General features: G+C 40.8%; 19 protein-coding genes. 9 read left to right on the top strand and 10 right to left on the bottom strand.

The features are described from left to right. Positions 1–106 precede the first annotated feature (106 nt). The 6 genes from acpP to yceD all read right to left on the bottom strand — a co-directional run bounded on the left by acpP (position 107) and on the right by yceD (position 4086). Entirely contained in the window at positions 107–343 is a 237-nt protein-coding gene (gene acpP, locus AN393_RS13705) for an acyl carrier protein (RefSeq protein WP_004587690.1), read from the bottom strand. 250 nt (positions 344–593) lie between these two features. After that, a complete protein-coding gene (fabG, locus tag AN393_RS13700; protein ID WP_055015061.1) occupies positions 594–1340 on the bottom strand; it encodes a 3-oxoacyl-ACP reductase FabG in 747 nt (248 codons plus the stop codon). Positions 1341–1351: 11 nt separating this feature from the next. Then, positions 1352–2278 (bottom strand): ACP S-malonyltransferase, encoded by a 927-nt coding sequence (fabD, locus tag AN393_RS13695; protein ID WP_055015062.1) that lies wholly within the window; start codon positions 2276–2278, stop codon positions 1352–1354. A gap of 53 nt (positions 2279–2331) precedes the next feature. Beyond that, on the bottom strand, positions 2332–3369 hold the full coding sequence (gene plsX, locus AN393_RS13690) for a phosphate acyltransferase PlsX (RefSeq protein ID WP_055015063.1): 1038 nt from the start codon (positions 3367–3369) through the stop codon (positions 2332–2334). Positions 3370–3380: 11 nt separating this feature from the next. Continuing rightward, positions 3381–3551 carry a 50S ribosomal protein L32 gene (gene rpmF, locus AN393_RS13685; RefSeq protein ID WP_004587686.1) on the bottom strand — a complete coding sequence of 57 codons (171 nt, stop codon included), beginning with the start codon at positions 3549–3551 and terminating at the stop codon, positions 3381–3383. Between the two features lie 10 nt (positions 3552–3561). Beyond that, the gene (gene yceD, locus AN393_RS13680; protein ID WP_055015064.1) at positions 3562–4086 is read right to left on the bottom strand and encodes a 23S rRNA accumulation protein YceD; all 525 of its coding nucleotides are present in this window, start codon (positions 4084–4086) and stop codon (positions 3562–3564) included. A 131-nt stretch (positions 4087–4217) separates the two neighbouring features. Here yceD and AN393_RS13675 point away from each other — a divergent pair, with 131 nt between their 5' ends. Continuing rightward, positions 4218–4823, top strand: coding sequence for a nucleoside triphosphate pyrophosphatase (locus tag AN393_RS13675; protein ID WP_055018378.1), 606 nt, complete (start codon positions 4218–4220; stop codon positions 4821–4823). On the opposite strand, the gene AN393_RS13670 is transcribed toward AN393_RS13675, so the two are convergent. After that, complete coding sequence (locus AN393_RS13670) at positions 4812–5471, bottom strand: HAD-IA family hydrolase (RefSeq protein WP_055018377.1); 660 nt, start codon at positions 5469–5471, stop codon at positions 4812–4814. The two genes, AN393_RS13675 and AN393_RS13670, sit on opposite strands and share 12 nt — an antisense overlap. Beyond that, complete coding sequence (rluC, locus tag AN393_RS13665) at positions 5471–6430, bottom strand: 23S rRNA pseudouridine(955/2504/2580) synthase RluC (protein ID WP_055018376.1); 960 nt, start codon at positions 6428–6430, stop codon at positions 5471–5473. Before rluC ends, AN393_RS13670 begins: the two co-directional genes overlap by 1 nt. A gap of 757 nt (positions 6431–7187) precedes the next feature. On the opposite strand from rluC, the gene rne reads away from it, so the two are divergent. After that, complete coding sequence (gene rne / locus AN393_RS13660) at positions 7188–10496, top strand: ribonuclease E (protein WP_055018375.1); 3309 nt, start codon at positions 7188–7190, stop codon at positions 10494–10496. A 486-nt stretch (positions 10497–10982) separates the two neighbouring features. Here rne and yejK read toward each other — a convergent pair whose 3' ends face one another. After that, positions 10983–11999 (bottom strand): nucleoid-associated protein YejK, encoded by a 1017-nt coding sequence (yejK, locus tag AN393_RS13655; RefSeq protein ID WP_055015645.1) that lies wholly within the window; start codon positions 11997–11999, stop codon positions 10983–10985. A gap of 62 nt (positions 12000–12061) precedes the next feature. Between yejK and AN393_RS13650 the strand changes: the two genes are divergently transcribed. The 7 genes from AN393_RS13650 to AN393_RS13620 all read left to right on the top strand — a co-directional run bounded on the left by AN393_RS13650 (position 12062) and on the right by AN393_RS13620 (position 18496). Further along, positions 12062–12274: a DUF1414 domain-containing protein gene (locus AN393_RS13650; protein ID WP_004588923.1), complete on the top strand. Its 213-nt coding sequence runs from the start codon at positions 12062–12064 to the stop codon at positions 12272–12274. Positions 12275–12279: 5 nt separating this feature from the next. Beyond that, positions 12280–13776 (top strand): DUF3413 domain-containing protein, encoded by a 1497-nt coding sequence (locus AN393_RS13645; RefSeq protein ID WP_055015646.1) that lies wholly within the window; start codon positions 12280–12282, stop codon positions 13774–13776. An 81-nt stretch (positions 13777–13857) separates the two neighbouring features. Next, positions 13858–14337, top strand: coding sequence for a DUF4124 domain-containing protein (locus AN393_RS13640; RefSeq protein ID WP_055015706.1), 480 nt, complete (start codon positions 13858–13860; stop codon positions 14335–14337). A gap of 185 nt (positions 14338–14522) precedes the next feature. Continuing rightward, positions 14523–16241 (top strand): bifunctional isocitrate dehydrogenase kinase/phosphatase, encoded by a 1719-nt coding sequence (gene aceK, locus AN393_RS13635; RefSeq protein ID WP_055018374.1) that lies wholly within the window; start codon positions 14523–14525, stop codon positions 16239–16241. 17 nt (positions 16242–16258) lie between these two features. After that, the gene (locus AN393_RS13630) at positions 16259–17197 is read left to right on the top strand and encodes a LysR family transcriptional regulator (RefSeq protein ID WP_024032602.1); all 939 of its coding nucleotides are present in this window, start codon (positions 16259–16261) and stop codon (positions 17195–17197) included. 174 nt (positions 17198–17371) lie between these two features. Next, a complete protein-coding gene (locus tag AN393_RS13625) occupies positions 17372–17815 on the top strand; it encodes a PA2169 family four-helix-bundle protein (RefSeq protein ID WP_055015648.1) in 444 nt (147 codons plus the stop codon). Between the two features lie 291 nt (positions 17816–18106). Then, positions 18107–18496, top strand: a complete 390-nt coding sequence (locus tag AN393_RS13620; RefSeq protein WP_055018373.1) for a biopolymer transporter ExbD — start codon at positions 18107–18109, stop codon at positions 18494–18496. 82 nt (positions 18497–18578) lie between these two features. Here the strand turns inward: AN393_RS13620 and AN393_RS13615 are convergent, their stop codons facing one another. Then, positions 18579–21614 (bottom strand): TonB-dependent siderophore receptor, encoded by a 3036-nt coding sequence (locus AN393_RS13615; protein WP_055018372.1) that lies wholly within the window; start codon positions 21612–21614, stop codon positions 18579–18581. Positions 21615–21616: the final 2 nt, after the last annotated feature.

Here is a 21616-nt window from a genome sequence, read left to right as displayed (position 1 = left end):
ATAAATGTAGTAGAGAGTAAAAGCGGGTGAATTTGAATCATGAACTTTGAGGTGGTTTGGATATATAGATTAAAGGCAGCGAATGCTGCCTTTAATATGCGATTAATTACTCAGCGTGAGCTGATACGTAATCGATTGCAGATTGTACTGTAGTGATCTTTTCAGCTTCTTCATCTGGGATCTCAGTATCAAACTCTTCTTCTAGAGCCATAACTAGTTCAACAGTATCAAGAGAATCTGCACCTAGGTCATCTACGAAAGAAGCTTCGTTTTTAACTTCTTCTTCTTTAACACCTAGTTGTTCGATGATAATTTTTTTTACGCGTTCTTGGATATCGCTCATTCTTCTTTCCTTTATTAAAAACGCCAATGCGTTATTTTCAGATTGCGGCGTAGTTTACGCCGCATAATTCTCTGATTCAATGATTTGACCATAAATAATTGTCTGGTCAAACCTCTGAGTGTTTGTTAGGTCTTTTATCGCTTATTTTCACAGCGATTTCAAGTATGTTTAAAGCAAGATCACAAAAAATTCAATGTTTTTGAGGCCACTTACTTAAGTTATTTTGCTTTCAAAGTACTGGCAATGGTTTTTAAACCATGTACATCGCGCCATTTACATGCAAAGTTTCGCCCGATACATACGCAGCCGCGTCAGATGCTAAATAACACACTGCCGCTGCTATTTCATCAGGCTGGCCTAATCGACCTGCTGGTACATTTGCAAGGGTGGCCGCTTTTTGATCTTCTGTTAGCTCATCGGTCATATCGGTTTGAATAAAACCAGGGGCTACTACATTTACAGTAATACCGCGTGATGCAACTTCACGAGCAAGCGATTTAGAAAAACCAATAACACCTGCTTTTGCCGCCGCATAGTTAGCTTGACCTGCATTACCCATAGTGCCCACAACTGAGCCAATATTAATAATACGGCCGTTCTTTTTCTTCATCATTGGGCGCAATACCGCTTTAGATAAACGGAAAATAGAGCTTAAATTAGTGTCGATAATATCGTCCCACTCGCCATCTTTCATGCGCATTAATAAATTATCACGGGTGATACCCGCGTTATTTACAAGTACATCAACATCACCCAAATCCGCTTTTATTGCAGCCAAAGTAGCCTCAATCGATGCAGGATCGGTTACGTTTAAAGCATAACCCTTACCATTATCACCTAAATATTCGCTAATTTTAGCTGCGCCTGAGTCACTTGTTGCAGTACCTGCTACTTTTGCGCCTTGTGCTACTAAGGTGTTTGCAATTGCTTTACCAATGCCACGGCTTGCGCCAGTAATTAGGACAACTTTGCCCTCTAATGAAAATAAATTAGTCATTTTATATACTCTTATTTTGCAGCGTCGATAGAGGCAGCATCGTTTACTGCACCACATACCATTGCTTTATCAATTCGTTTTGCAAGGCCAGTTAAAACTTTACCTGGGCCAAATTCGTAGCTTTGTGTTATGCCTTGGGCAACTAAAGCTTGCACTGTTTCTGTCCAACGTACTGGGCTGTATAGTTGGCGCACCAATGCATCTTTAATGGCATCGGCTGAATTTTCAGCTTTTACATCAACATTATTAATTACATCACACTTAGGTGTATTAAATGTTAAAGCCGCTAAATCGTTAGCTAGTTTTTCAGCCGCTGGCTTCATTAATTCACAATGTGAAGGCACGCTTACACTCAGTGGTAAGGCACGTTTTGCACCGGCGTCTTTACACGCTTGTGAAGCTCTATCTACCGCAGCTTTGTGCCCTGCAATAACCACTTGGCCTGGTGAGTTATAGTTTACCGGTGAAACGACCTCACCTTGTGCAGACTCTTCACACGCAGCTTTTATTTCGTCATCACCTAAACCAATAATAGCGGCCATAGACCCTACGCCTGCTGGCACAGCTTCTTGCATGTATAAGCCACGGTTTTCAACCAGTTTTACCGCTTCACTTAAGCTAATAACATCACTACACACAAGTGCAGAGTATTCACCTAAACTGTGACCAGCCATAACAACTTCGGCATCAGGGTTTTGAGCTAACCAATGGCGGTAAATTGCCACACTGGCTGTTAATAATGCAGGTTGAGTGCGATGAGTTTGATTGAGTTCTTCTTCTGGGCCATTTAGTACCAGCGCTGCTAAATCGTAGCCAAGTGCGCTTGACGCTTCGCTAAAGGTTGATTTTACAATGTCAGAGCTCTCTAGTAGCTCGCTTAACATGCCAACGCTTTGTGAGCCCTGACCTGGAAATAGAAGTGCAATTTTTTGTGCCATACTTTGCTCTTTTTAATTAAACAAAAATTTAATGTAACTACGGCACCTAACGTTTATTCGGCCGCCGAGTTTTTAGAATGTGTTTTTTCGAAAATAGCGGCTATTTTATCTGGAAGTTGGCGTTCAACTTCTTTTACCGCTTCATCGATTGCTGCTTGAAATGCTTTTGCTGATGCATTTCCATGGCTTTTAACGACAATACCGCGCAATCCTACCAGAGAAGCACCGTTATACTGGTCGGGGTTCACCCGATTATAGAGTTTTTTTATGATAGGACTTAAAATAAACGCCATGCATTTGTAAATTAAGTGCTTTTCGAGGGCGCTTGTAAACTTTTTCATAATTAGCTTAGCAATGCCTTCGCAGGTTTTTAACGCAACGTTACCTACAAACCCCTCACACACAATAACATCGGCCTTCCCCGAAAATATATCACTGCCCTCGCTGTAACCGGTGTAATTAATATAAGGACTTTGTTGCATAAGCTGTGCGGCTTGTTTTATGTCTTCGTGGCCTTTTATGTCTTCTGAGCCAATATTAAGCAAACTCACTTTTGGGCTATCACAGCCAAGTGCTTGACCAGCGACCACCGACCCCATAATGCCAAATTGATAAAGTATTTCTGCATCACAATGCACATTTGCGCCTAAATCGAGCAAATACACTGGGGTTTTTCGCTCTGTAGGCACAGCAGATATTAATGCGGGGCGTTTAACGCCTGGTAACATTTTTAATACATAGTGAGCCATAAAAAATAGAGCACCCGTGTTACCTGAGCTTACACAAGCTTGCGCCTCACCCGATTTAACTAAATCAAGGGCAACACGCATTGAAGAATCTTTTTTAGAACGTACAGCTAAAGCGGGTTCGCAAGCATTAGTAACAACTTCACTGCAATGGCGAATAATTAAACGTGGGTGTGAAAGCGAATCGAGCGATTCTAATTGATTTGTAATAACTTGCTCGTTGCCGCACAAAATAAGCGTTAAATTGGCATGAGCATTTACTGCGCAAACGGCAGCGGGGATAGATGAACGGGGGCCATAATCGCCCCCCATCATATCTAACGCTATGGTTAGATTAGTCAGCATAAAGCAATCTCTTAGTTAGAAATTACTTGAACGCCTTTGTAGTAACCGTCAGCAGTTACGTGGTGACGACGATGAGTCTCACCTGAAGTTTGGTCAACTGTTAAAGTTGGACCGTTGATCGCATCGTGTGAACGGCGCATGCCGCGTCTTGCACGAGACTTTTTGCTTTTTTGTACAGCCATTAGTCTTCTCCTAAGAATCTTTCTTAAGTTGTTTCAAAATATCAAATGGATTTGGTTTATCATCTTCCGCTTTTAACACACCAAAGCTAGCAGGCTTTGACGAGTAATTGCACGAAGCTTCGTTGTGTGTAGGCACTAATGGCACTGCTAAAATTAGCTCGTCTTCGATTAACTCAAATACGTTAATTTCGCCGTTTTCATCAAGTTCTACTTCATCGTAGACTTCAGGAAGATCATCTGACTCAGCATCCAAACCAACTGGCGAATACATAAAGTCTTGATCCAAATCCAACCCTAAATCATCATTACAACGTTGACAAGTTACAGTTACGTGCGTGGACAAATTGCCGCTAATCACAACTAAACCTTGCTCATCAGTTTTGCACTGAATTTTTACCGCTATTTCACCTACTTCTTCCTGTACAACACCTCGTAAACGAGCAAGTTTTTCAAGCGGTACAATACCATCGTAAGATAAACGGTGTTGCGCTGCTTTCCCAGGATGAAGGGTGATGGGAATTTTTACCTTTTGCATAGGGGCTGCATCATATAGATAGTTAATAGGTTAGTCAAAGCAAAAAAGCATTTTTACATGGTTTTTCACGTGTTTTCATTACGGATCTGATTTATCCTAACTCAAACTAATTTTAATTAGGATAATAATTTATGAAGCACCCGCTTATATTAGCCTCAAGCTCGCCATTTAGGCAGTCTTTATTGCAAAAATTTAATCTGCCCTTTAGTACTTTTTCGCCAAATATTGACGAAACCGCCTTACCAAACGAAACCTCTGAGCAACTCGTAATGCGCTTAAGCGAAGGCAAAGCACGAGCAGCCTGCAATCACTTTGACCAAGGTTTAGCTATCGGCTCTGACCAAGTAGCTGTGTTTAACGGGCAAATTCTTGGTAAACCTCATAATAAAGAAAACGCCTTAAAACAGCTTGCTCTATTTAGCGGTCAAACCGTTACGTTTTTAACCGGCCTGTGTGTTTACGATATTGCGAGCAATAAAGCAAAAACGTTAATAGAGCCTTTTGAAGTGGTATTTAGAACACTCACCAAAGCGCAAATAGACGCCTACTGCGATGCAGAGCAACCTTATAACTGCGCTGGGAGCTTTAAAAGTGAAGGATTAGGCATTTGTTTATTTGAAAAGTTAAACGGGGACGATCCAAATAGTTTAATAGGCTTGCCACTAATTAAACTCAGCCAGCTATTAGCTGAGTTTAATCTTGATATACTTGCCGAGCAGCCAAAATTAACCAACTAAAATACGTTGCAACTGTTGGTAATTATCAACGGTTGCAACAGGGGTAAATTCGTTTAATTGCTCCGCGTTATGGACCCCCATGGTCACACCTATCCTATCCATGCCCGCTGCTTTTGCCATTGCCATGTCTATTTTTGTATCGCCAATCATAAGGGCATCATCTACATTAACCTCCAACTCATCTAAAAGTTGGTAAAGCATGTCGGGAGATGGCTTAGACTGCGCTTCGCAGCTGGTACGGCTTGCACTAAAAAATACGCGCAGCTGGCTTTCATCAAGCAAGCGCTCAAGCCCCGCGCGCCCTTTACCGGTGGCAATCGCTAAAATAACACCTTGCGCTTTTAATGTACTTAGTACATTTTCCACATTATCAAATACAGGTGTTGGGGTAGTATCAACACGGTATTGTTGTTTATAGCCGTTAATTAATGCAGGATGCTGCGCTACGTCATCAGGAAAAAGTACCTCAATGGCAAGTTCAAGCGACATACCGATAATATTTTTAATTGCAGTGTCGCTTGGCGGTTCAATATTAAGCGCAAGTGCACTGTGACGAATACAATTAACAATTTTGCTAATTGAGTCCATGACAGTGCCATCCCAATCAAAAATAACCAGTTTATACTTTTTAAAAACAGCGGCGGTCATTACGCTTTAGCATCTCTTAATTTTAAAATACAATTTTTAAGTGCGTTATCAAGCGGTGCTTCTACACGCAGAGTGGTTTCGTTTTTAGGGTGATAAAAGCTTAAATCGTGAGCGTGTAAAAATAAGCGGTTTAAACCAATTTTACGCATTGATTCATCAAAACCTTGGTCGCCGTATTTATCATCGCACGCAATAGGATGGCCTTTACACTGGGTATGAACACGTATTTGGTGAGTACGCCCTGTTACAGGAGAAGCTTGTACTAGTGAGCACTCGTTAAAACGCTCAAGTACCCTAAAGCGGGTATGTGAAGGTTTCCCCTCAACATTATCTACGCGCACCACGCGCTCGCCCGACTTGAGCGTGTTTTTACGCAGGCCTTCGGTCACATTTTTAACCGATGAGTCCCACTGCCCTGTTACCAATGCCCAGTAGTTTTTTTCCATGGTTTTTTCACGCAGCTGCTCATGCAGCGCAGTGAGCACTGAGCGACGCTTCGAAATTAATAAACAGCCCGATGTGTCTCTATCAAGTCTGTGTACGAGCTCTAAATTACGCTCATCTGGGCGTAATACGCGCAGCGCTTCTATTAAACCATAGCTTAAGCCGCTCCCCCCATGCACAGCCATGCCTGAAGGTTTATTAATAACAATAAGGTACTTGTCTTCAAATAAAATGGCGCTTTCTAATTGTTTTACTTTATCTAGCTTTTTAGGCACAAACTCTTCGCGTTCTGCTACTTTAATTGGCGGAATACGCACGACATCATTAAGTTGTAATTTATAAACAGGCTTAATGCGTTTTTTATTAACGCGTACCTCGCCTTTGCGTAAAATTTTATAAACAGCGCTTTTAGGCACCCCTTTTAAATGGGTAATAAGAAAGTTATCAATACGCTGACCTAAATGGTCTTCGTTGATTGTGACAAAAGTTACTTGTAAGCCGGTTTTTTCTGACATTGCCTAATCACTGATTTAAGTAAAATAATTTAGTTGCTAACACGGTTATAATAGTGGGATAATCAGCAGCGCAAATATTTAGTATTTGCAAAATAACAACGGTGCTTTTTAACACATTAAAACTTTCGTGATGCACATTCTGGGTAGCCGATCATACAGATCCGAGTTAAGTTTTCCAAAGCTTTTATGCCTACTCAGTTAACACGTGCGCTCAACTAACAGTAATGCGCGTAATATATTACTGATTAAGTTTGAACATGAATTGACATTTAATGTAAAAATAAAAGCAATGAACAAATAATTTGTTTGATAGTGACGACGTAAATACGTTGTTCAGCATTTGCTCACATGTAGTACCGTATAGCAGCTTATTTAGAACTAAAAATCTAGCAAATAAGCGTTTATTAACATTCGGCAGCGAACTTTGCTCGTAAGTACTTAGAAAATACTCATCGTATTTACGCAACTTAACGAGCCCTACGCGCCTAACATAAACGTACTAAAAAGATTGATATGACAGGCCAACTTCTGGGTAAAACTTGTAAAGAGCGTAAGAGCCAACAGTTTTAGCACCATAAAGAATTTAATAACGTAAGCGTACGTTATTGTTAGCCAGCATTTAAAAAATACTGCATACACATTACAGAGCGTTCCGTAACAGACCCAGTCGTGAGGCTGCACATTCTAAAAAAGGGAACAACTGAACAGGCGAACACGTTTCGTCATGTCAGCGACACAAAATAAGTAGAGTAACAATATGAAACGTATGCTAATCAATGCAACGCAGCAAGAAGAAATGCGCGTAGCACTGGTTGATGGCCAGCGCCTATATGATTTAGATATAGAAAGCCCAGGTCACGAACAGAAAAAAGCCAATATTTATAAAGGCAAAATTACACGCATTGAACCTTCTTTAGAAGCGGCTTTTGTAGATTACGGCGCCGATCGTCATGGTTTCCTTCCTTTAAAAGAAATTGCCCGCACATACTTCCCGCAAGGTTACACTTTTCATGGTCGCCCTAACATTCGCGACGTGATTAAAGAAGGCCAAGAGGTAATAGTACAAGTAGATAAAGAAGAGCGCGGCCAAAAAGGCGCAGCCCTTACTACTTTTATCAGCGTAGCGGGTAGTTACTTAGTGCTTATGCCTAATAATCCTCGTGCAGGCGGTATTTCTCGTCGTATCGAAGGTGATGAGCGTACAGACCTTAAAGAAGCACTTAGCCGTTTAGAACTACCAAAAGGCATGGGCTTAATTGTACGTACCGCAGGTGTTGGCAAATCGTTTGAAGAATTAAACTACGATTTAAAAGCGCTTTTAGTCCATTGGGATGCTATTCAACAAGCAGCCGATAGTGCTAAAGCTCCGTTTTTGATACACCAAGAAAGCAATGTAATTTTTCGCGCTATTCGCGATTATTTACGCCGCGATATTGGCGAAATCTTAATTGATAAACCACGTGTATTTGAAGAAGCTAAAGCGCACATTGAGCGTTTTCGCCCTGATTTTATGAGCCGTGTAAAGCTATATCAAGGCGACACGCCATTATTCACACATTACCAAATTGAAAGCCAAATCGAATCTGCGTTCCAACGTGAAGTACGTTTGCCTTCAGGTGGTTCTATAGTAATTGACCCAACAGAAGCGCTTACCTCTATTGATATTAACTCGTCTAAGGCAACTAAAGGCGGTGATATTGAAGAAACAGCACTCAATACTAATTTAGAAGCGGCTGATGAAATTGCCCGCCAATTACGTCTTCGCGACTTAGGTGGTTTAATTGTTATCGACTTTATCGATATGACACCGCCACGCCATCAACGCGAAGTAGAAAACCGTTTAAAAGACGCGGCTCGCCCAGATCGTGCGCGTGTACAAATTGGCAAAATATCGCGCTTTGGTTTACTAGAAATGTCGCGCCAGCGTTTACGCCCTTCGCTTGGTGAAGCAAGCCAAGGCCCGTGCCCGCGTTGTAGCGGACAAGGCACGATTCGCTCTAATGAGTCAATCGCCCTTTCTATTTTGCGTTTAATTGAAGAAGAAGCAATTAAAGACAACACTGCACAAGTAAACGCCCAAGTGCCTGTAGCTGTTGCCGCTTATTTATTAAACGAGCAGCGCAGAAGCGTTCACCGTATTGAAAAACATCACAAATGTGATGTGGTGATTATTCCTAATCAACACATGGAAACACCACACTACGAAGTAATGCGTTTACGTAAAGACGAAACACTGGAAACAGTAAGTTACGACCAAGTTGTTGCCCCAGAGCCTGAATCGTTCGAAATGGCTAAACCCGCAGCTGCGCCGGTACGTGAAGAACCTATGCTTAAAGGTGTTGTTATGCCTTCAACACCTGCACCACAAGCTAAAGTAGATAAGCCAGCAGCCCCTGTTGCAGTACCTAAAGTTGAAGGCGGTTTACTCGCGGCTATTGGTAATTGGTTCAAGTCGTTATTCTCTAGTGAAAGCGAAGAAGAAAAACAAGCAAAAGAAAAAGCTGAGCAAGAAAAGCAACAGCAAACGCGTAATAACAATCGCCGTGGTAACAGTGACAATCGTCGTCGTAATAACAACCAGCGTCGTCGTAACAACTCACGCTCTAAACCTCGTGGTGAACGCCCTAGTGAAGAAGAAGTGAAAACTGATTCTACAGCGAACGAAAGCCAAGAGAAAAACGAGAACCGTAACAAGCGTCGTCGTAACCCTAACTCGCGTAAGCGTAACGATAACCGTAATAACGACAATCGTAATGCAGATAAAGAGCAAGTTAAAACAGACGCTAAACCGAATGAAGCTGAGACTAAACAAAACGCTGATCCTAAAGAGCAAAAGCCAAAAGTTCGTCGTCAACGTCGTAATGTGCGTAAAAAAGTACGTATCCAAGATGAAAATACTGAGCAAGTAAACGCATCTGATACGCCTGAGCAAGCGCAGCAAAGCACTGAAACGCCAAAAGTAGAGCAACCTAAAGCGCAAGAGAAAGCGCCAGCAGAAAAGCAAGCTACTAATGAGCAAAAATCAGAGCAAACAAAGCCTGCACCTGTAAAAGAGCAAACGGCTAAAACACAACCTGAGCAAGAAGCAAAGCCAGTAGCTGCAGTGCCATCTGAGGAAGCACACTCTGAAGATGAGCAAGGGCAAACACGTACGCGCTCACGCCGTTCTCCTCGTCACCTTCGTGCTTCGGGTCAGCGTCGTCGCCGCCCTGAGCAAAATGAAGCAAATGAAGAAAGAACCACTGAAGCGCCTGCATTTGTTCCTGTCGCTGATCAAGCAGCAGCAGAGTACGAGGCAGAGCTTAAAGCAAAAGCTGAACAGCCAAGCTCAAACGATGCATCAGAAAATGTTGAGCAAGCGATAGCTGTAGAAGACCTAGCTAAAGTTGAGGCTGCCCCTAAAGCAGAGCAACCAACAGCCAATGACGATGCAGTGAAAACGGTTGACCCTGAAACAGCTGAAGAGCCCGTTGTTGTTACTGAGCAACCTATTTCAGCACCTGAACCTGTGAAATCAGAGCCTGAAGTAGCTGAGCAACCAGCAACCCCAGAGCCTGTTAAAGCAGAGCCTGAAGTAGCTGAACAACCAGAAACGCCAGAGCCTGTTAAAGCAGAGCCTGAAGTAGCGGAGCAACCAGCAACACCAGAGCCTGTTAAAGCAGAGCCTGAAGTAGCTGAACAACCAGAAACGCCAGAGCCTGTTAAAGCAGAGCCTGAGGTAGCTGAGCAACCAGCAACACCAGAGCCTGTTAAAGCAGAGCCTGTAGCAGCTGAGCAACCAGCAACGCCAGAGCCTGTTAAAGCAGAGCCTGTAGCAACTGAGCAACCAGTTACTGCAAATGCAACTCAAAAAGATGTAAATGCAAAAACGGTTATCACCAAAGGCGCGGCAAGTGCACCAATGGCACAACCGACACCTGTTGCTGATAGCGACGTAAAGCATACATCAGTTGCCATGGCACACGACAAACGTGAGTTAGTGCCTGATAGTGGCTTACGCGCAGGTTCAATTAAACCAGCAGGTCGTGCGAGTTCTGCAATGACTAAAACAATGAGTGCTGATTAACCATTAACACTCATTAAAAAGCCCCGCTATTAACAAATAGCGGGGCTTTTTTGTTTTAAAACCTGTCTTGCCCTGAAATGTATTTTCTCATTTGATCCTCTTTCGCTTGTCTTTGTGCAATAGACTTTTAAGTGGCTTTAATAGCCAGCAAAAATAAACAGCTGCATTGCTTCTCGCGTAAGCAAACTTTATGACTCCAGCCAAACTTAAACACCGTAAATAATATTAACCTGTAGACGCACAACTTATTGGCGTGCCGGGCAAAGCCCGTAATAAACGTATATTCACAAAGAGGATATGAGACGCTGCGCTTTTAGCGAACAAATGAAAAAATAATTGTTTAAATTGGTGTTGTTTTCACATTTTATTCTCATTCACTTCTCTTTGTGCAATATACTTTTAAGTGGCTTTACTACCTAGCAAAAATAAAAAAGCGCGATATAAAAATCGCGCTCTTAAATCAGCTTTTAATTAGATCAAATGAGTTTACTCACTTTCACTTTCCATAAAACGTTGTAGTTGATCTTTTAAGTTAGGTGGAATGCCTTTAATGACTAGTGTATCAGTCGCTTCATTGTAAGTTACGCGCTCACCTAAATGTTTACGCTCAAAACTTACACTTACACCGCCGCCTAAACCCGAGAACTTAACCATACTGGTCACGGTTTTTTTATCAACCGGGAAAGAGTCTTCTAAATCGTAGCTTTGCTCTTTACAAAAGCTGTCAAATGGACTGTCATCGCCTTTAGTTAAAGTCGCCGAAAGTTCAGTTACGCTTGCATCTTCACCTGTGGTTACACAGTCATTACAGTAGTCAAATACTTGCTTACGTAATTCGTCTTTTTCTGATTTATCAAACTCCTGCTCAGATAAATAATCTTCAACAGCGCTGAGCATCACTTGGCTTTGTTGTTTAGGGTCTATGCCCTCTTCACACCCTAAAAAATCTAAGAAAAAGTCTGCTACTTTTCTCCCTGCTCGCCCTTTAATAAACGAAATATAACGATTGTCGTCAGCTTGTGTGTCCCATGCGGTTAAATCAATGCGAGCTGCTAATTGCATGCGCGATATATCTAAGTGGCGCGACGCTGCTAAATCGAGCTCTGAGGTCATGCTGTAGTGCTCTTTGATGTTGATCATGGCTATTAGCATGTAATCAGTAGCCACATACTGATAATGACAAAATACTAAATAACCGGTTTCACTAAAGGCGTACTTATCAAGCTCTTCTTTTAAAACCGTAGATGCTTGCTCGGTCATGTGCCAAAAGCCTAACTCGTCGTTACGATAGCTTTGCATTGCTGACGCTACAACACTATTTTTATCGCCACTAAATGCACAGTAACCTTTGCCTGGCTTTGAGTTGTATGCATGATGGAGTTGTTCGATAAAAACAGCGACTTTATCATTAATCACCATTTCATCGTTTCGGAGGTGAATTTGCGTATCGTCGTCTTTTTTGTCTACATAATGAACGACTAATTTTTTAACGTCTGTTGTCATCTTTGTTTTTCACGCCTCTGGTGTTAAAATACGAGAATATAACTCTTTTATTGAACCAACTGATGCCAATCTTATCAAAATACTCTAATGAAGAAGTAGAACAAATCGTCGATCAGCTCATTGATGTGCTAACGCAACATAATGCGCCGGTTGATTTAAGCCTTATGTGTTTAGGAAATTCTATCACGCATATCCTAAAAGAGCATGTACCTGCAGGGAAAAGACAAGCCGTAACTGAGAACTTTGCAAAAGCACTTGCTCAGTCGGTTAAATAAATTATATGAATTTATCGCAGCACAATCAGTTTTCATCTAAAGCGAGTCAGTTATTAAGTTGGGGCCATTGGTTCACTTTTGCAAACATTGGTTTAGCGCTTTTTATTAGCCTAAGTTTTTTATTTGCAGATTCACCGCCAACTAGCTTTATGGGTATTACCTATATGTTAGTGACGTGGTTAAGCCATACGAGCTTTATCGCTTTTTTAGCATTTGTGCTGACGGTATTTCCTTTAAGCTTGGTGTTTCCTTATCCCCGCCATATTCGAGGTATGGCTGCCGTTATTGCAACACTTGGGGCATCTATATTAACGCTTGATGCATATGTATATGTTAATTTGGGCTACCACTTAAGCTCTTCTGCGCTTCCTGAAATTATTTCTTTACTATGGCATCGTCTTACGAGCTCGCCGACCCTTACTACATTGTTAGCTGGGGGGATTGTTTTACTTATTTTAGGCTTTCAGCTAGTTGTAAGTAACTATACATGGCAGCATTTAGCGCGTTTAAAACAACTTAAGTTTGCCCGTTTTGCCAGCTCGTTTTTAGTATTGTGTTTTGCTCTTAGCCACAGTATTCACATTTGGGCCGATGCAAATTTAAAGTTTGATATAACGAAGCAAGATAACGTTTTACCGCTTTCGTACCCTACAACCGCTAAAAGTTTATTAGCTAAAAATGATTTACTCGACATTGAAAGCTACAAACAAGCTCACGATGTAAGAATTAATAATCAAAACGTTAATTATCAAATTCCTTCGCCTTTACAAAAGTGCGACGATTACACCGAGCAACAAGTTGATATTTTTGTATTTGAGAACGATGAACAGTTAAAACAGTTTGTTGCTAAGCATGAAAATCTACATAAAACTGATCAGTTTTTACAGCCAACACACCATGGCGATAGCTTATTTAGTTTAGTGTATGGCTTACCTTCTTTTTATAAAATGAGCATTTTATCAGAGCAAACCTTGCCTGCATGGCAAAGCCAACGTAGAAGCATTGAACTTACGGGTATTGAAGAATTAAGCTTTATAAACGACCAAGCCCACTCAAACAGTGCGATTAGAATCATAAAAGCAGAGGATGCCCCTTCTCCACGCAATGACGACACGCATATTTTTGCCTTTAGCTTAGCGAATAATAGCTCAGAAGTAGTTACATCATCGGTGTTATACAGCTCTGATAAGCAAATAGCCAAGGTAGACGGGCTTATTCAACCTAGTGATATTATTGCAACCAGTGTAGGGCAATACTTAAACTGTAAGTCTGTTGTTACGCAAACCATGCTAGGTGAAAACCTCTATAAGAAAAAAACAGATACCGGCGTTAACTACTCACAAGGTGTAGTTATTGCTTACAAAAAAGATAGAATTACGCTTATAGATTCAGACGGTAACTATAAAAATATATCTGCCGCTGAAGGCTTTTCTATAGAGCAAAGCCTCGATATCCCGTTTTTAGTACAAAGTATTAAAAAGCTAAAAACCTACACACAATAGCCCTATCCCTTAACCTAGCTTGCTATAACACCAAGCTAGGTTATATTTACTAAATCATAGTAAACGCCAGGGATGAACTTAATGCAAAAGCACACACTTTTTTTATGCGCAGTAATGGTATGCCCACTTTTTCTGCATGCGCAAAATGCCACAACCTACTATAAATGCGTGACAGAAAACGGCACTATCTTTTCGCAATTCCCTTGTAAAGATAACGCTACCGCCTACACAATTAATACTGTATCAGGAATTAATACTGCACCGGCGCAAGATTACACAAAAGAGCTAAACGCATTAGAGCGCGAACGTATTGTGCTTGATCTGCAAGCAGAATTGAGAAGCAATAATAATAAGTTAGCAATTATAAAACGTAAGAAAGACCGCGCTGAGTACAATCAGCAACAGCGGCTTAATCGAATTTTAGATGACGAGGATAAAAAGTTAATTAGCAAAGATATAACCAAGCAGTTAAAAATAATAAATAAAGAGCATAAAAAGCAAACAACCGAAATTGAAAAACGTATTAAAAAGTTAGAGAAAAAAATAGCCTCCTTCCAATAGCATAGCTTTTACCATCACACTCAATTATGCTTTAAGCGCAAAGTATAAAAACCGAGAATATTTATCTTGGTTTTAAACTTAAAATAACATACCCTTAACAACTATAGAGTTAAAGCTCTAACGTGTATAACGTATCAGCACCACTAACACTAAAAACGTTATATGCACTTTTTTAAGGAGTGTTTATGCAGCCACGCCACATAGCAGAATTAATTTTAACGGGCTTTAAAAAGCATTATCAGCTGTTTCAAAAAACTACCGCTCAAGCTCCGCTCGCCTTCGCTAAACGTGATTGGCAGCATATTAATGACATAAGTAAACTGCGCATTAGTTATTACGATGACAGAGTAAATGAAACAACAAAAGCATTAAAACAGGCACACTTAACTGAGCACTTAGATGAACAGCTTTGGCTAGAAGTAAAAAAACTGTACCAACGTTTTTTATGCTTCCATCCTCAAGCTGAACTTGCCGAAACGTTTTATAACTCAGTATTTTGCCGTTTGTACCACAGGCGCTATTTTCATAACGACTTTATATTTGTACAAGCCACATTAAAAGATGCGCCTGCTATTCCTGTTGAGGCAGAATACCGAAGCTACTTTCCTGTGGTTGATGGTTTAAAACCCACTATAAAGCGCATTATTGACCATTTTGATTTTAAAGCCCCATTTGTAAATTTAGAGCGTGATATACGTTTGCTCGTAAAAGCATTTTATAAACAAGCGCCCGACACACACCACCAACCTTGGCAAATGCGTTTTGATATTTTGCACGCACCTTTTTATCGTAATAAAGCAGCCTATATTGTGGGCAGAGTGGTCTCTCAAAGTGGTGTACAGCCTTTTATTATTGCGGTACTTCATCATGAAGATAAAGGCTTATATCTCGATGCACTGTTAACCAAATCATCGCAAATGCGGGTTATTTTTGGCTTTGCACGTGCCTATTTTATGGTAGAAACCCATGCGCCTTCGGCTATGGTGCGATTTTTAAATCAACTTATGCCTAATAAAACGCTCGCTGAGCTCTACAATGCCATCGGGTTTCATAAACAAGGCAAGACTGAGTTTTACCGTGAGTTTTTACATCACTTATCTCACTCAAACGATAACTTTATAATAGCGCCAGGCACCCCGGGCATGGTGATGATGGTATTTACGCTGCCCTCATTTGGTTACGTCTTTAAAGTTATTAAAGACAAGTTTGGTGAAAGCAAACCGTTTGGCCGCGATACCGTACTTAAACGCTATCAATTGGTAAAAAGTCACGATCGGGTTGGCCGCATGGCTGACACCATAGAGTACTCTAACGTCGTATTTCCTTTGGCTCGCTTTGATAGTAAATTACTAGCGCAGCTGCATAAAACCATTGGCTCATCTATGATTATTGAAGGGCCGTGGCTTATTATAAAGCACTTATACATTGAAAGGCGTATGACACCGCTCAATTTATTTTTAGAAAATGCCAGCGAAGAAAGTGCTGCCGATGCAATAGAAGAATACGGCCAAGCACTTAAAGAAATGATTGCGGTAAATATATTCCCAGGCGATATGCTGCTTAAAAATTTTGGCGTAAGCAAACACAGCCGAATTATTTTTTACGATTATGATGAGGTTCAGTACTTAACTGATATGAACTTTAGAGCCTTACCTAAGGCCAAAAGCTATGATGATTACTTAACCGATGAACAAAGCTACTCAGTTGCGCCACAGGATGTTTTTCCTGAGCAACTTTGTACCTTTGTAATGCCAAACCCAAAGTACAAACAGTTTTTGCTCAGTACACACCCTGAGCTTGTTGATGTTGGCTTTTGGAAGCAAGCTCAACAAAATATCAAAAAGGGCTATGTTAGTCACATATACCCATACCCGACAGCACAACGCTTTATTCATCACTGGTAAGCGTTAAAGGACACACAATGAACATAAGTAAAATAGATTTAAATTTGCTGGTTTACCTTGATACTCTATTGCGCGAGTGCAATGTAACCCGCGCCGCTAACCAGTTAAGTATTACTCAACCGGCCATGAGTAACGGCCTTAAGCGCTTACGCAATTTGTTTAACGATCCTATTTTGGTGCGCACCAGTGAAGGTATGGTTCCTACAGAGCGCGCTATAGAGCTGCAACCTGTTATTCGTGGTATATTAATGACTCTAGAGGAAACCCTTGCACCGAATCGTGAATTTGAAGCCAGCCAAAGTAAACGTGTATTTAGAATAATGGCCAGTGACTACGCGGCCAGCACCTTAGCGCCAAAGCTTTTAAGTAAACTTCATGAAGAAGCACCCGATACAACCTTAGATATTCTCACACCGAGTGATGTAACATTTCATGATGTTGAAAATGGTAAAGTGGATATGGCCATTAACCGCTTTGAAAACTTACCGCAATCTTTTCATCATAAACGTATTTGGAAAGACAGCTTTTGCTGCTTAGTAAAAGCCGACAACCCAATTATCGAAAATTTCAGCCTAGATAGCTATTTAAAAGCGCGTCATATCTGGGTAAGTAAAACCGGCTTTGGGGTAGGTGTAGGAATGGACCCTAAAGATGTACAAAAGCTAGGTTGGGTTGATGAAGCACTTGCTCATTTTGGTAAACACCGAAATATTGCCACGTTTACCCGTAATTACCACGTAGCCATTCATTTAGCCAAAGAGCAAAACTTAGTAGCAACCTTACCTTCAAAAGCTGCCAATATTTACTTAGATGATGCAGGCCTTAAAATTTTAGAGCCGCCATTTCCTATACCGCCTTTTGAGCTTGATATGATTTGGAGCCCTTTACTACATCGCGACGCAAGTCATATTTGGTTGCGCCAAAAAGTAGCCGAAGTGGCAGATGAACTTAAATAACCTTATTACAAAAGCCATGTAAAATTTGCGAGGTTATATTAATTTAAATAACCTCGCCTGCTATTAATAATATATAATACACTTAAATTTCAAACGCTTAAGAACAAATCAAAACTTGGAATGCCCTTTGCTCTATTTACTATGACATTTAAATTCATGTAAAGAGAGGTCATTATGAATACCCATCAAGGAACCGAAGCAACTCATATTACTGACATCATCCAAGTAATGAACAGTGGCATTGATTTTTATCAAAAAGCGCAAGAGAAAGTTGAAGACCCAGCCATTGGCGCATTATTTCAACGCATGATTGACGCACGAAAAGTAAGTGTTGAGCGCTTACAACCTTATGCAGTTAACGAAAAAGGCGAGCGTGAAGACGGCTCTTCTTTTGCTGTAGAAGCGCGCAGAGCATACACCGCCCTGCTCACTACTTTCAGCTCTGATAACGATAAAACATACGTTAAAGAGCTTGAAGAAGTAGAAGATAAAACTCTTGAAGAAATTAAAGCAGCTATGGACAAACCACAGCCCGCTGATTGTGAAGCTGCATTAGCTAAAACGTTATTAACCATGCAAAGTTGCCATACAGAAATGAGCCGCATGCAAAAGCATTAAAAGTAACAGCTTAAACTACAACCCAGCTTTTTAGCTGGGTTTTTTATTTCCGATTCAAATATAAGTCATGTAGTGAGCAAAACTCGACCCCTTACTCGGCTTCTACTTATTCTGATCATGTTGAAGCAACTATTAGCCCATTCCCCCCTAAAAAACACATTAACAATACAAATAATTAACTTTAATAGAATGTTTATTTAACCACACACTATATTTACTGTGCTAGTTTTAGTAATAGGTACCTAATTCCTTGCTGTGGCGCCGCAGCATTTAATTAACATAAGGTCCAATATGAAAAATAAAACATCTCAAAATAATGCAGATGTAGATATGACACCAATGTTAGATATCGTATTCATTTTATTGATATTTTTTATTGTAACTACATCATTTATTAAACCTATAGCCATTGAAATACAACGACCACTTGATAAACCCACCATCAATAAACAAACTAAAAGTGCCACTTTTAGTATTGATGAACACAATGGGGTGTATTTTTCTGGCAGGTTAATCGATTTAGAACAAATTACCAACAATCTTGCTATGTTTGCTGCTAAATACAAAGTAAGCGCTGTACTTATTAAGGCTCACGAAAACAGTAAACATAATACATTAATGAGAGTAATGGATAATATTAAAGAGTATGAAGAGTACACTATTAGCTTAATATCTGAATAACGTAGTTATATACATTGATGGTAGACCAAAAAAAGGGCCTCACGGCCCTTTGAACTTAAATAACATAAGGGAGTGTTATTTATTAAAAGCGGTATTCTGCACCTACGTAGTAGTATGCACCGTTAAAACCAAATGGTGCAGAGCGGCGAGAGTATTCAAATACACCATCGCTGCTTACAATTGTATTACCGTTAGCGTCTACAATTGTGCCAGAACGTGAGTTACCAATGGTGTTTTTATCTGGGTATACGTCAAATAAGTTGTTTGCACCAATATTGACAGATAAATCTTCGGTCACAAAATAGTTAACTTTAACGTCAGTTAAAATTTCTGCTCCGTAAGTTTGGCGGCCGCCATCTTCTACTGTGTATTCACCAAAGCGGTTAAGTGAAAGGTTTACAGTCCAGTCACCACGCTGATAAAGCGCACTTAAATTAATGCGATCTTCTGGTTGCCACTCTTCAATAATTGAAATTTCTTGATCAGAGAATACATCTTCCACAGGTACGGTTTCTAGCCCTGAACCCGATGGCGTAAATAACGATACAACCTCAGTTTCTGTAAAGTTAGCCGCTAAAGTAAAATCAAGCGTGCCGCCTAAGCCCTCAGTATTCCAAGTCGCTACAAAATCAATACCCGAAGTTTCGGTATCGGCACCATTTAAGAAAAACTGCCCTGCACCTGCGCCTGAGCTGATTAATGCCGCATCTAGGCTTGAAGAAAGCCCTTTGCCTAAACGGTTACTAATTACTATGCGGTCGTCAATATCAATTGAGTAGTAATCTACAGTAACATTAATGTTATCTGTTACATTGTAGACAATACCTAAACTGCGGTTTTGCGATTTTTCTTCTTTAAGCTTTGGAATACCTAAACTTTGCGCAAGGGTTGAGTCGTTTCTGAATGTACCTACTTCCTCAGCAACTAATGAGCCGTCTTCCGCTACAACGAACTGTGTACTAATGTTGTTAAAGTACAATTGCTGCATTGACGGTGCTCTAAAGCCTGAACTTAATGCACCACGCAATGACACATCATCAGTAATTGCCCAGTTACCCGCAAGCTTAAAGTTTACCGTATCGCCAAAGCCTTTGTAATTATCGTAACGCAGTGCGCCTGATAAAATAACATCTTCAATTAGGTAAGTTTCTGCATCAAGGTAAAACGAAATTACATCGCGCGACTCATCAACCGATGACGCCGGTGAAGAACCACCAAAACCTTGCGTGCCACCAGAGGCATCTTCTGAGCCCACTCCGCCACTTAAACCACTATAAATACTTACCCCATCAAGGGTGTCGTAATCACGGTACGCATATTCGTTGCCCTCTAAAATGCGGTATTCATCAGTACGAATTTCTGCACCCATTGCCAGTGAATAGTCATCAAAGTTTTGTGTAAAATCTATATTAATGGTTTGCAGTGATAGCTCCATACCATAAGCATAAGCTTCTCGCGGAATAGTATTGCGTATATCAGCGGCACTTAAACCTTGCTCGTAACGTAAAAAGTTAGCGTACGAGGCATTAATTGTGTCACTGGTTGTGTAATCAATGCTGTTTTCACCGTAGGTGTACGATACATCTAAGCTTGCGTCGTTATCAAAATCGGTTTTGTAACCAAAGTTATAAGAAATATCGTCAATGGTGGTATTTATTTTAGGTAAAAAGCCTAACGGGATGGTGGCATCGTTATCTTGTAATACCGGGTTACCGCCTGCATTAGCATTGTGGCGGAAAAACGCCGCTGATTCGTTATCGCGCGTTGAATACGTAATAAAACCATACAACTCGCCATCACCTAACTCATACCCTGTATTAACCGTTAAGCCAAATTGTTGTGAGTCGGCATCGCCAATACGGAAGGTATCTCTATCGGCGGTCAGTTCACGCGGATCGCCAGCCAATAAAGTACCATCACTCAGCTCTGTACAGCCATAAAACTGACATGAGCCATGTAAGCCAGCGCGGTTAGTAGGCGCGCGGTCGCGGTAATTAAGCGTTGCATTTAAGTAGCCGCTATCACCTAGGGCAAACCCTTTATTAAAATCAACGTTTACTGTTTCGCCGTCGCCTTCTGAATATTCGCCGTAATTAACGGCCGCTTTACCGCCTTCACTGCCATCTTTGAGTACAATATTAATTACACCGGCAATTGCATCTGAGCCGTATTGCGCTGCGGCGCCATCTCGTAATACTTCTATGCGTTTAATAGCAGAGGCCGGAATAGCATTCATATCGGTACCTGCGGTACCACGTCCTACTGAGGTATTGATATGAATAATACTTGCCTGATGACGACGCTTACCATTAATTAGCACTAATGTTTGGTCAGGCCCTAAGCCACGCAGTGTTGCAGGTCGTAAGGCATCTGTGCCGTCACTAATTGACGAGCTTGAAAAGTTAAATGAAGGTGCAATAGATTGCAACATACGGCCAACTTCGGTTTGGCCTGTGTTTTCAAGTGCTTCAGCACTTAAAATATCAACGGGTACGGGTAAATCTTCTACTGAGCGCCCTGCGACACGGCTACCTACAATAGCAATTTTTTCTATATTCTCTTGTGCAACGTCCTCGGCTGCATTCACACCGTGTGAATTTGCTGCAAGCAATGCTGGTAATACAGCTGCACTAACCCCTGAAAGCTTCATCATGTTGTTATCTTTCCTATTGATTTGTTTGAGTTTTATACTCAGTAAACCATTTTGATCGACAACCGCATCGAGCTCAGTCCCTACTAATAATGCTTGCAGTGCATCTAGTTGGGTATAAAAACCATAAACCGAATTTGCTTGGTATTTTTTTGCCAACTCATAAGAAAACACCACGGTTTGCTCTGTTTGTTTAGCAAATTCTATTAAGGCTTTGTCTGCTCGCTGCGCTTGTATATCAAATTGCACCATTTTCTGGGTAGTTTGTGTTGCCCCTTGCACACTCATGCTAAAAATAGCCGGAGCAAGTACACTTAAACCACTAAGTAGATGCGTTTGGTTACTGCGCAATTTATATAAACAGCTGACAAACAAAATTCCTCTATAGTTTTTTATCTTTTTTTTAAACTTTTTTTTACCAACAACATTTAAAAATGCAACTTCACCTAACATTTTTTTGATATGCATAA

This window comes from Pseudoalteromonas sp. P1-25, from assembly GCF_001401805.1.
Lineage (GTDB): Bacteria > Pseudomonadota > Gammaproteobacteria > Enterobacterales > Alteromonadaceae > Pseudoalteromonas.
The sequence above is the reverse complement of the archived record's forward strand: the minus strand, read 5'-3'. Positions and strand labels throughout refer to the sequence as shown.

What these genes read in the sequence shown, in the direction of transcription:
- yceD (WP_055015064.1), bottom strand. Translation starts at nt 4,086, where the DNA reads ATGCAAAAGGTAAAAATTCCCATCACCCTTCATCCTGGGAAAGCAGCG.
- AN393_RS13670 (WP_055018377.1), bottom strand. Translation starts at nt 5,471, where the DNA reads ATGACCGCCGCTGTTTTTAAAAAGTATAAACTGGTTATTTTTGATTGG.
- AN393_RS13640 (WP_055015706.1), top strand. Translation starts at nt 13,858, where the DNA reads ATGCAAAAGCACACACTTTTTTTATGCGCAGTAATGGTATGCCCACTT.
- rne (WP_055018375.1), top strand. Translation starts at nt 7,188, where the DNA reads ATGAAACGTATGCTAATCAATGCAACGCAGCAAGAAGAAATGCGCGTA.
- AN393_RS13645 (WP_055015646.1), top strand. Translation starts at nt 12,280, where the DNA reads ATGAATTTATCGCAGCACAATCAGTTTTCATCTAAAGCGAGTCAGTTA.
- AN393_RS13625 (WP_055015648.1), top strand. Translation starts at nt 17,372, where the DNA reads ATGAATACCCATCAAGGAACCGAAGCAACTCATATTACTGACATCATC.
- AN393_RS13675 (WP_055018378.1), top strand. Translation starts at nt 4,218, where the DNA reads ATGAAGCACCCGCTTATATTAGCCTCAAGCTCGCCATTTAGGCAGTCT.
- fabD (WP_055015062.1), bottom strand. Translation starts at nt 2,278, where the DNA reads ATGGCACAAAAAATTGCACTTCTATTTCCAGGTCAGGGCTCACAAAGC.
- AN393_RS13620 (WP_055018373.1), top strand. Translation starts at nt 18,107, where the DNA reads ATGAAAAATAAAACATCTCAAAATAATGCAGATGTAGATATGACACCA.
- rpmF (WP_004587686.1), bottom strand. Translation starts at nt 3,551, where the DNA reads ATGGCTGTACAAAAAAGCAAAAAGTCTCGTGCAAGACGCGGCATGCGC.
- aceK (WP_055018374.1), top strand. Translation starts at nt 14,523, where the DNA reads ATGCAGCCACGCCACATAGCAGAATTAATTTTAACGGGCTTTAAAAAG.
- AN393_RS13630 (WP_024032602.1), top strand. Translation starts at nt 16,259, where the DNA reads ATGAACATAAGTAAAATAGATTTAAATTTGCTGGTTTACCTTGATACT.
- fabG (WP_055015061.1), bottom strand. Translation starts at nt 1,340, where the DNA reads ATGACTAATTTATTTTCATTAGAGGGCAAAGTTGTCCTAATTACTGGC.
- AN393_RS13650 (WP_004588923.1), top strand. Translation starts at nt 12,062, where the DNA reads ATGCCAATCTTATCAAAATACTCTAATGAAGAAGTAGAACAAATCGTC.
- AN393_RS13615 (WP_055018372.1), bottom strand. Translation starts at nt 21,614, where the DNA reads ATGCATATCAAAAAAATGTTAGGTGAAGTTGCATTTTTAAATGTTGTT.
- yejK (WP_055015645.1), bottom strand. Translation starts at nt 11,999, where the DNA reads ATGACAACAGACGTTAAAAAATTAGTCGTTCATTATGTAGACAAAAAA.
- plsX (WP_055015063.1), bottom strand. Translation starts at nt 3,369, where the DNA reads ATGCTGACTAATCTAACCATAGCGTTAGATATGATGGGGGGCGATTAT.
- acpP (WP_004587690.1), bottom strand. Translation starts at nt 343, where the DNA reads ATGAGCGATATCCAAGAACGCGTAAAAAAAATTATCATCGAACAACTA.
- rluC (WP_055018376.1), bottom strand. Translation starts at nt 6,430, where the DNA reads ATGTCAGAAAAAACCGGCTTACAAGTAACTTTTGTCACAATCAACGAA.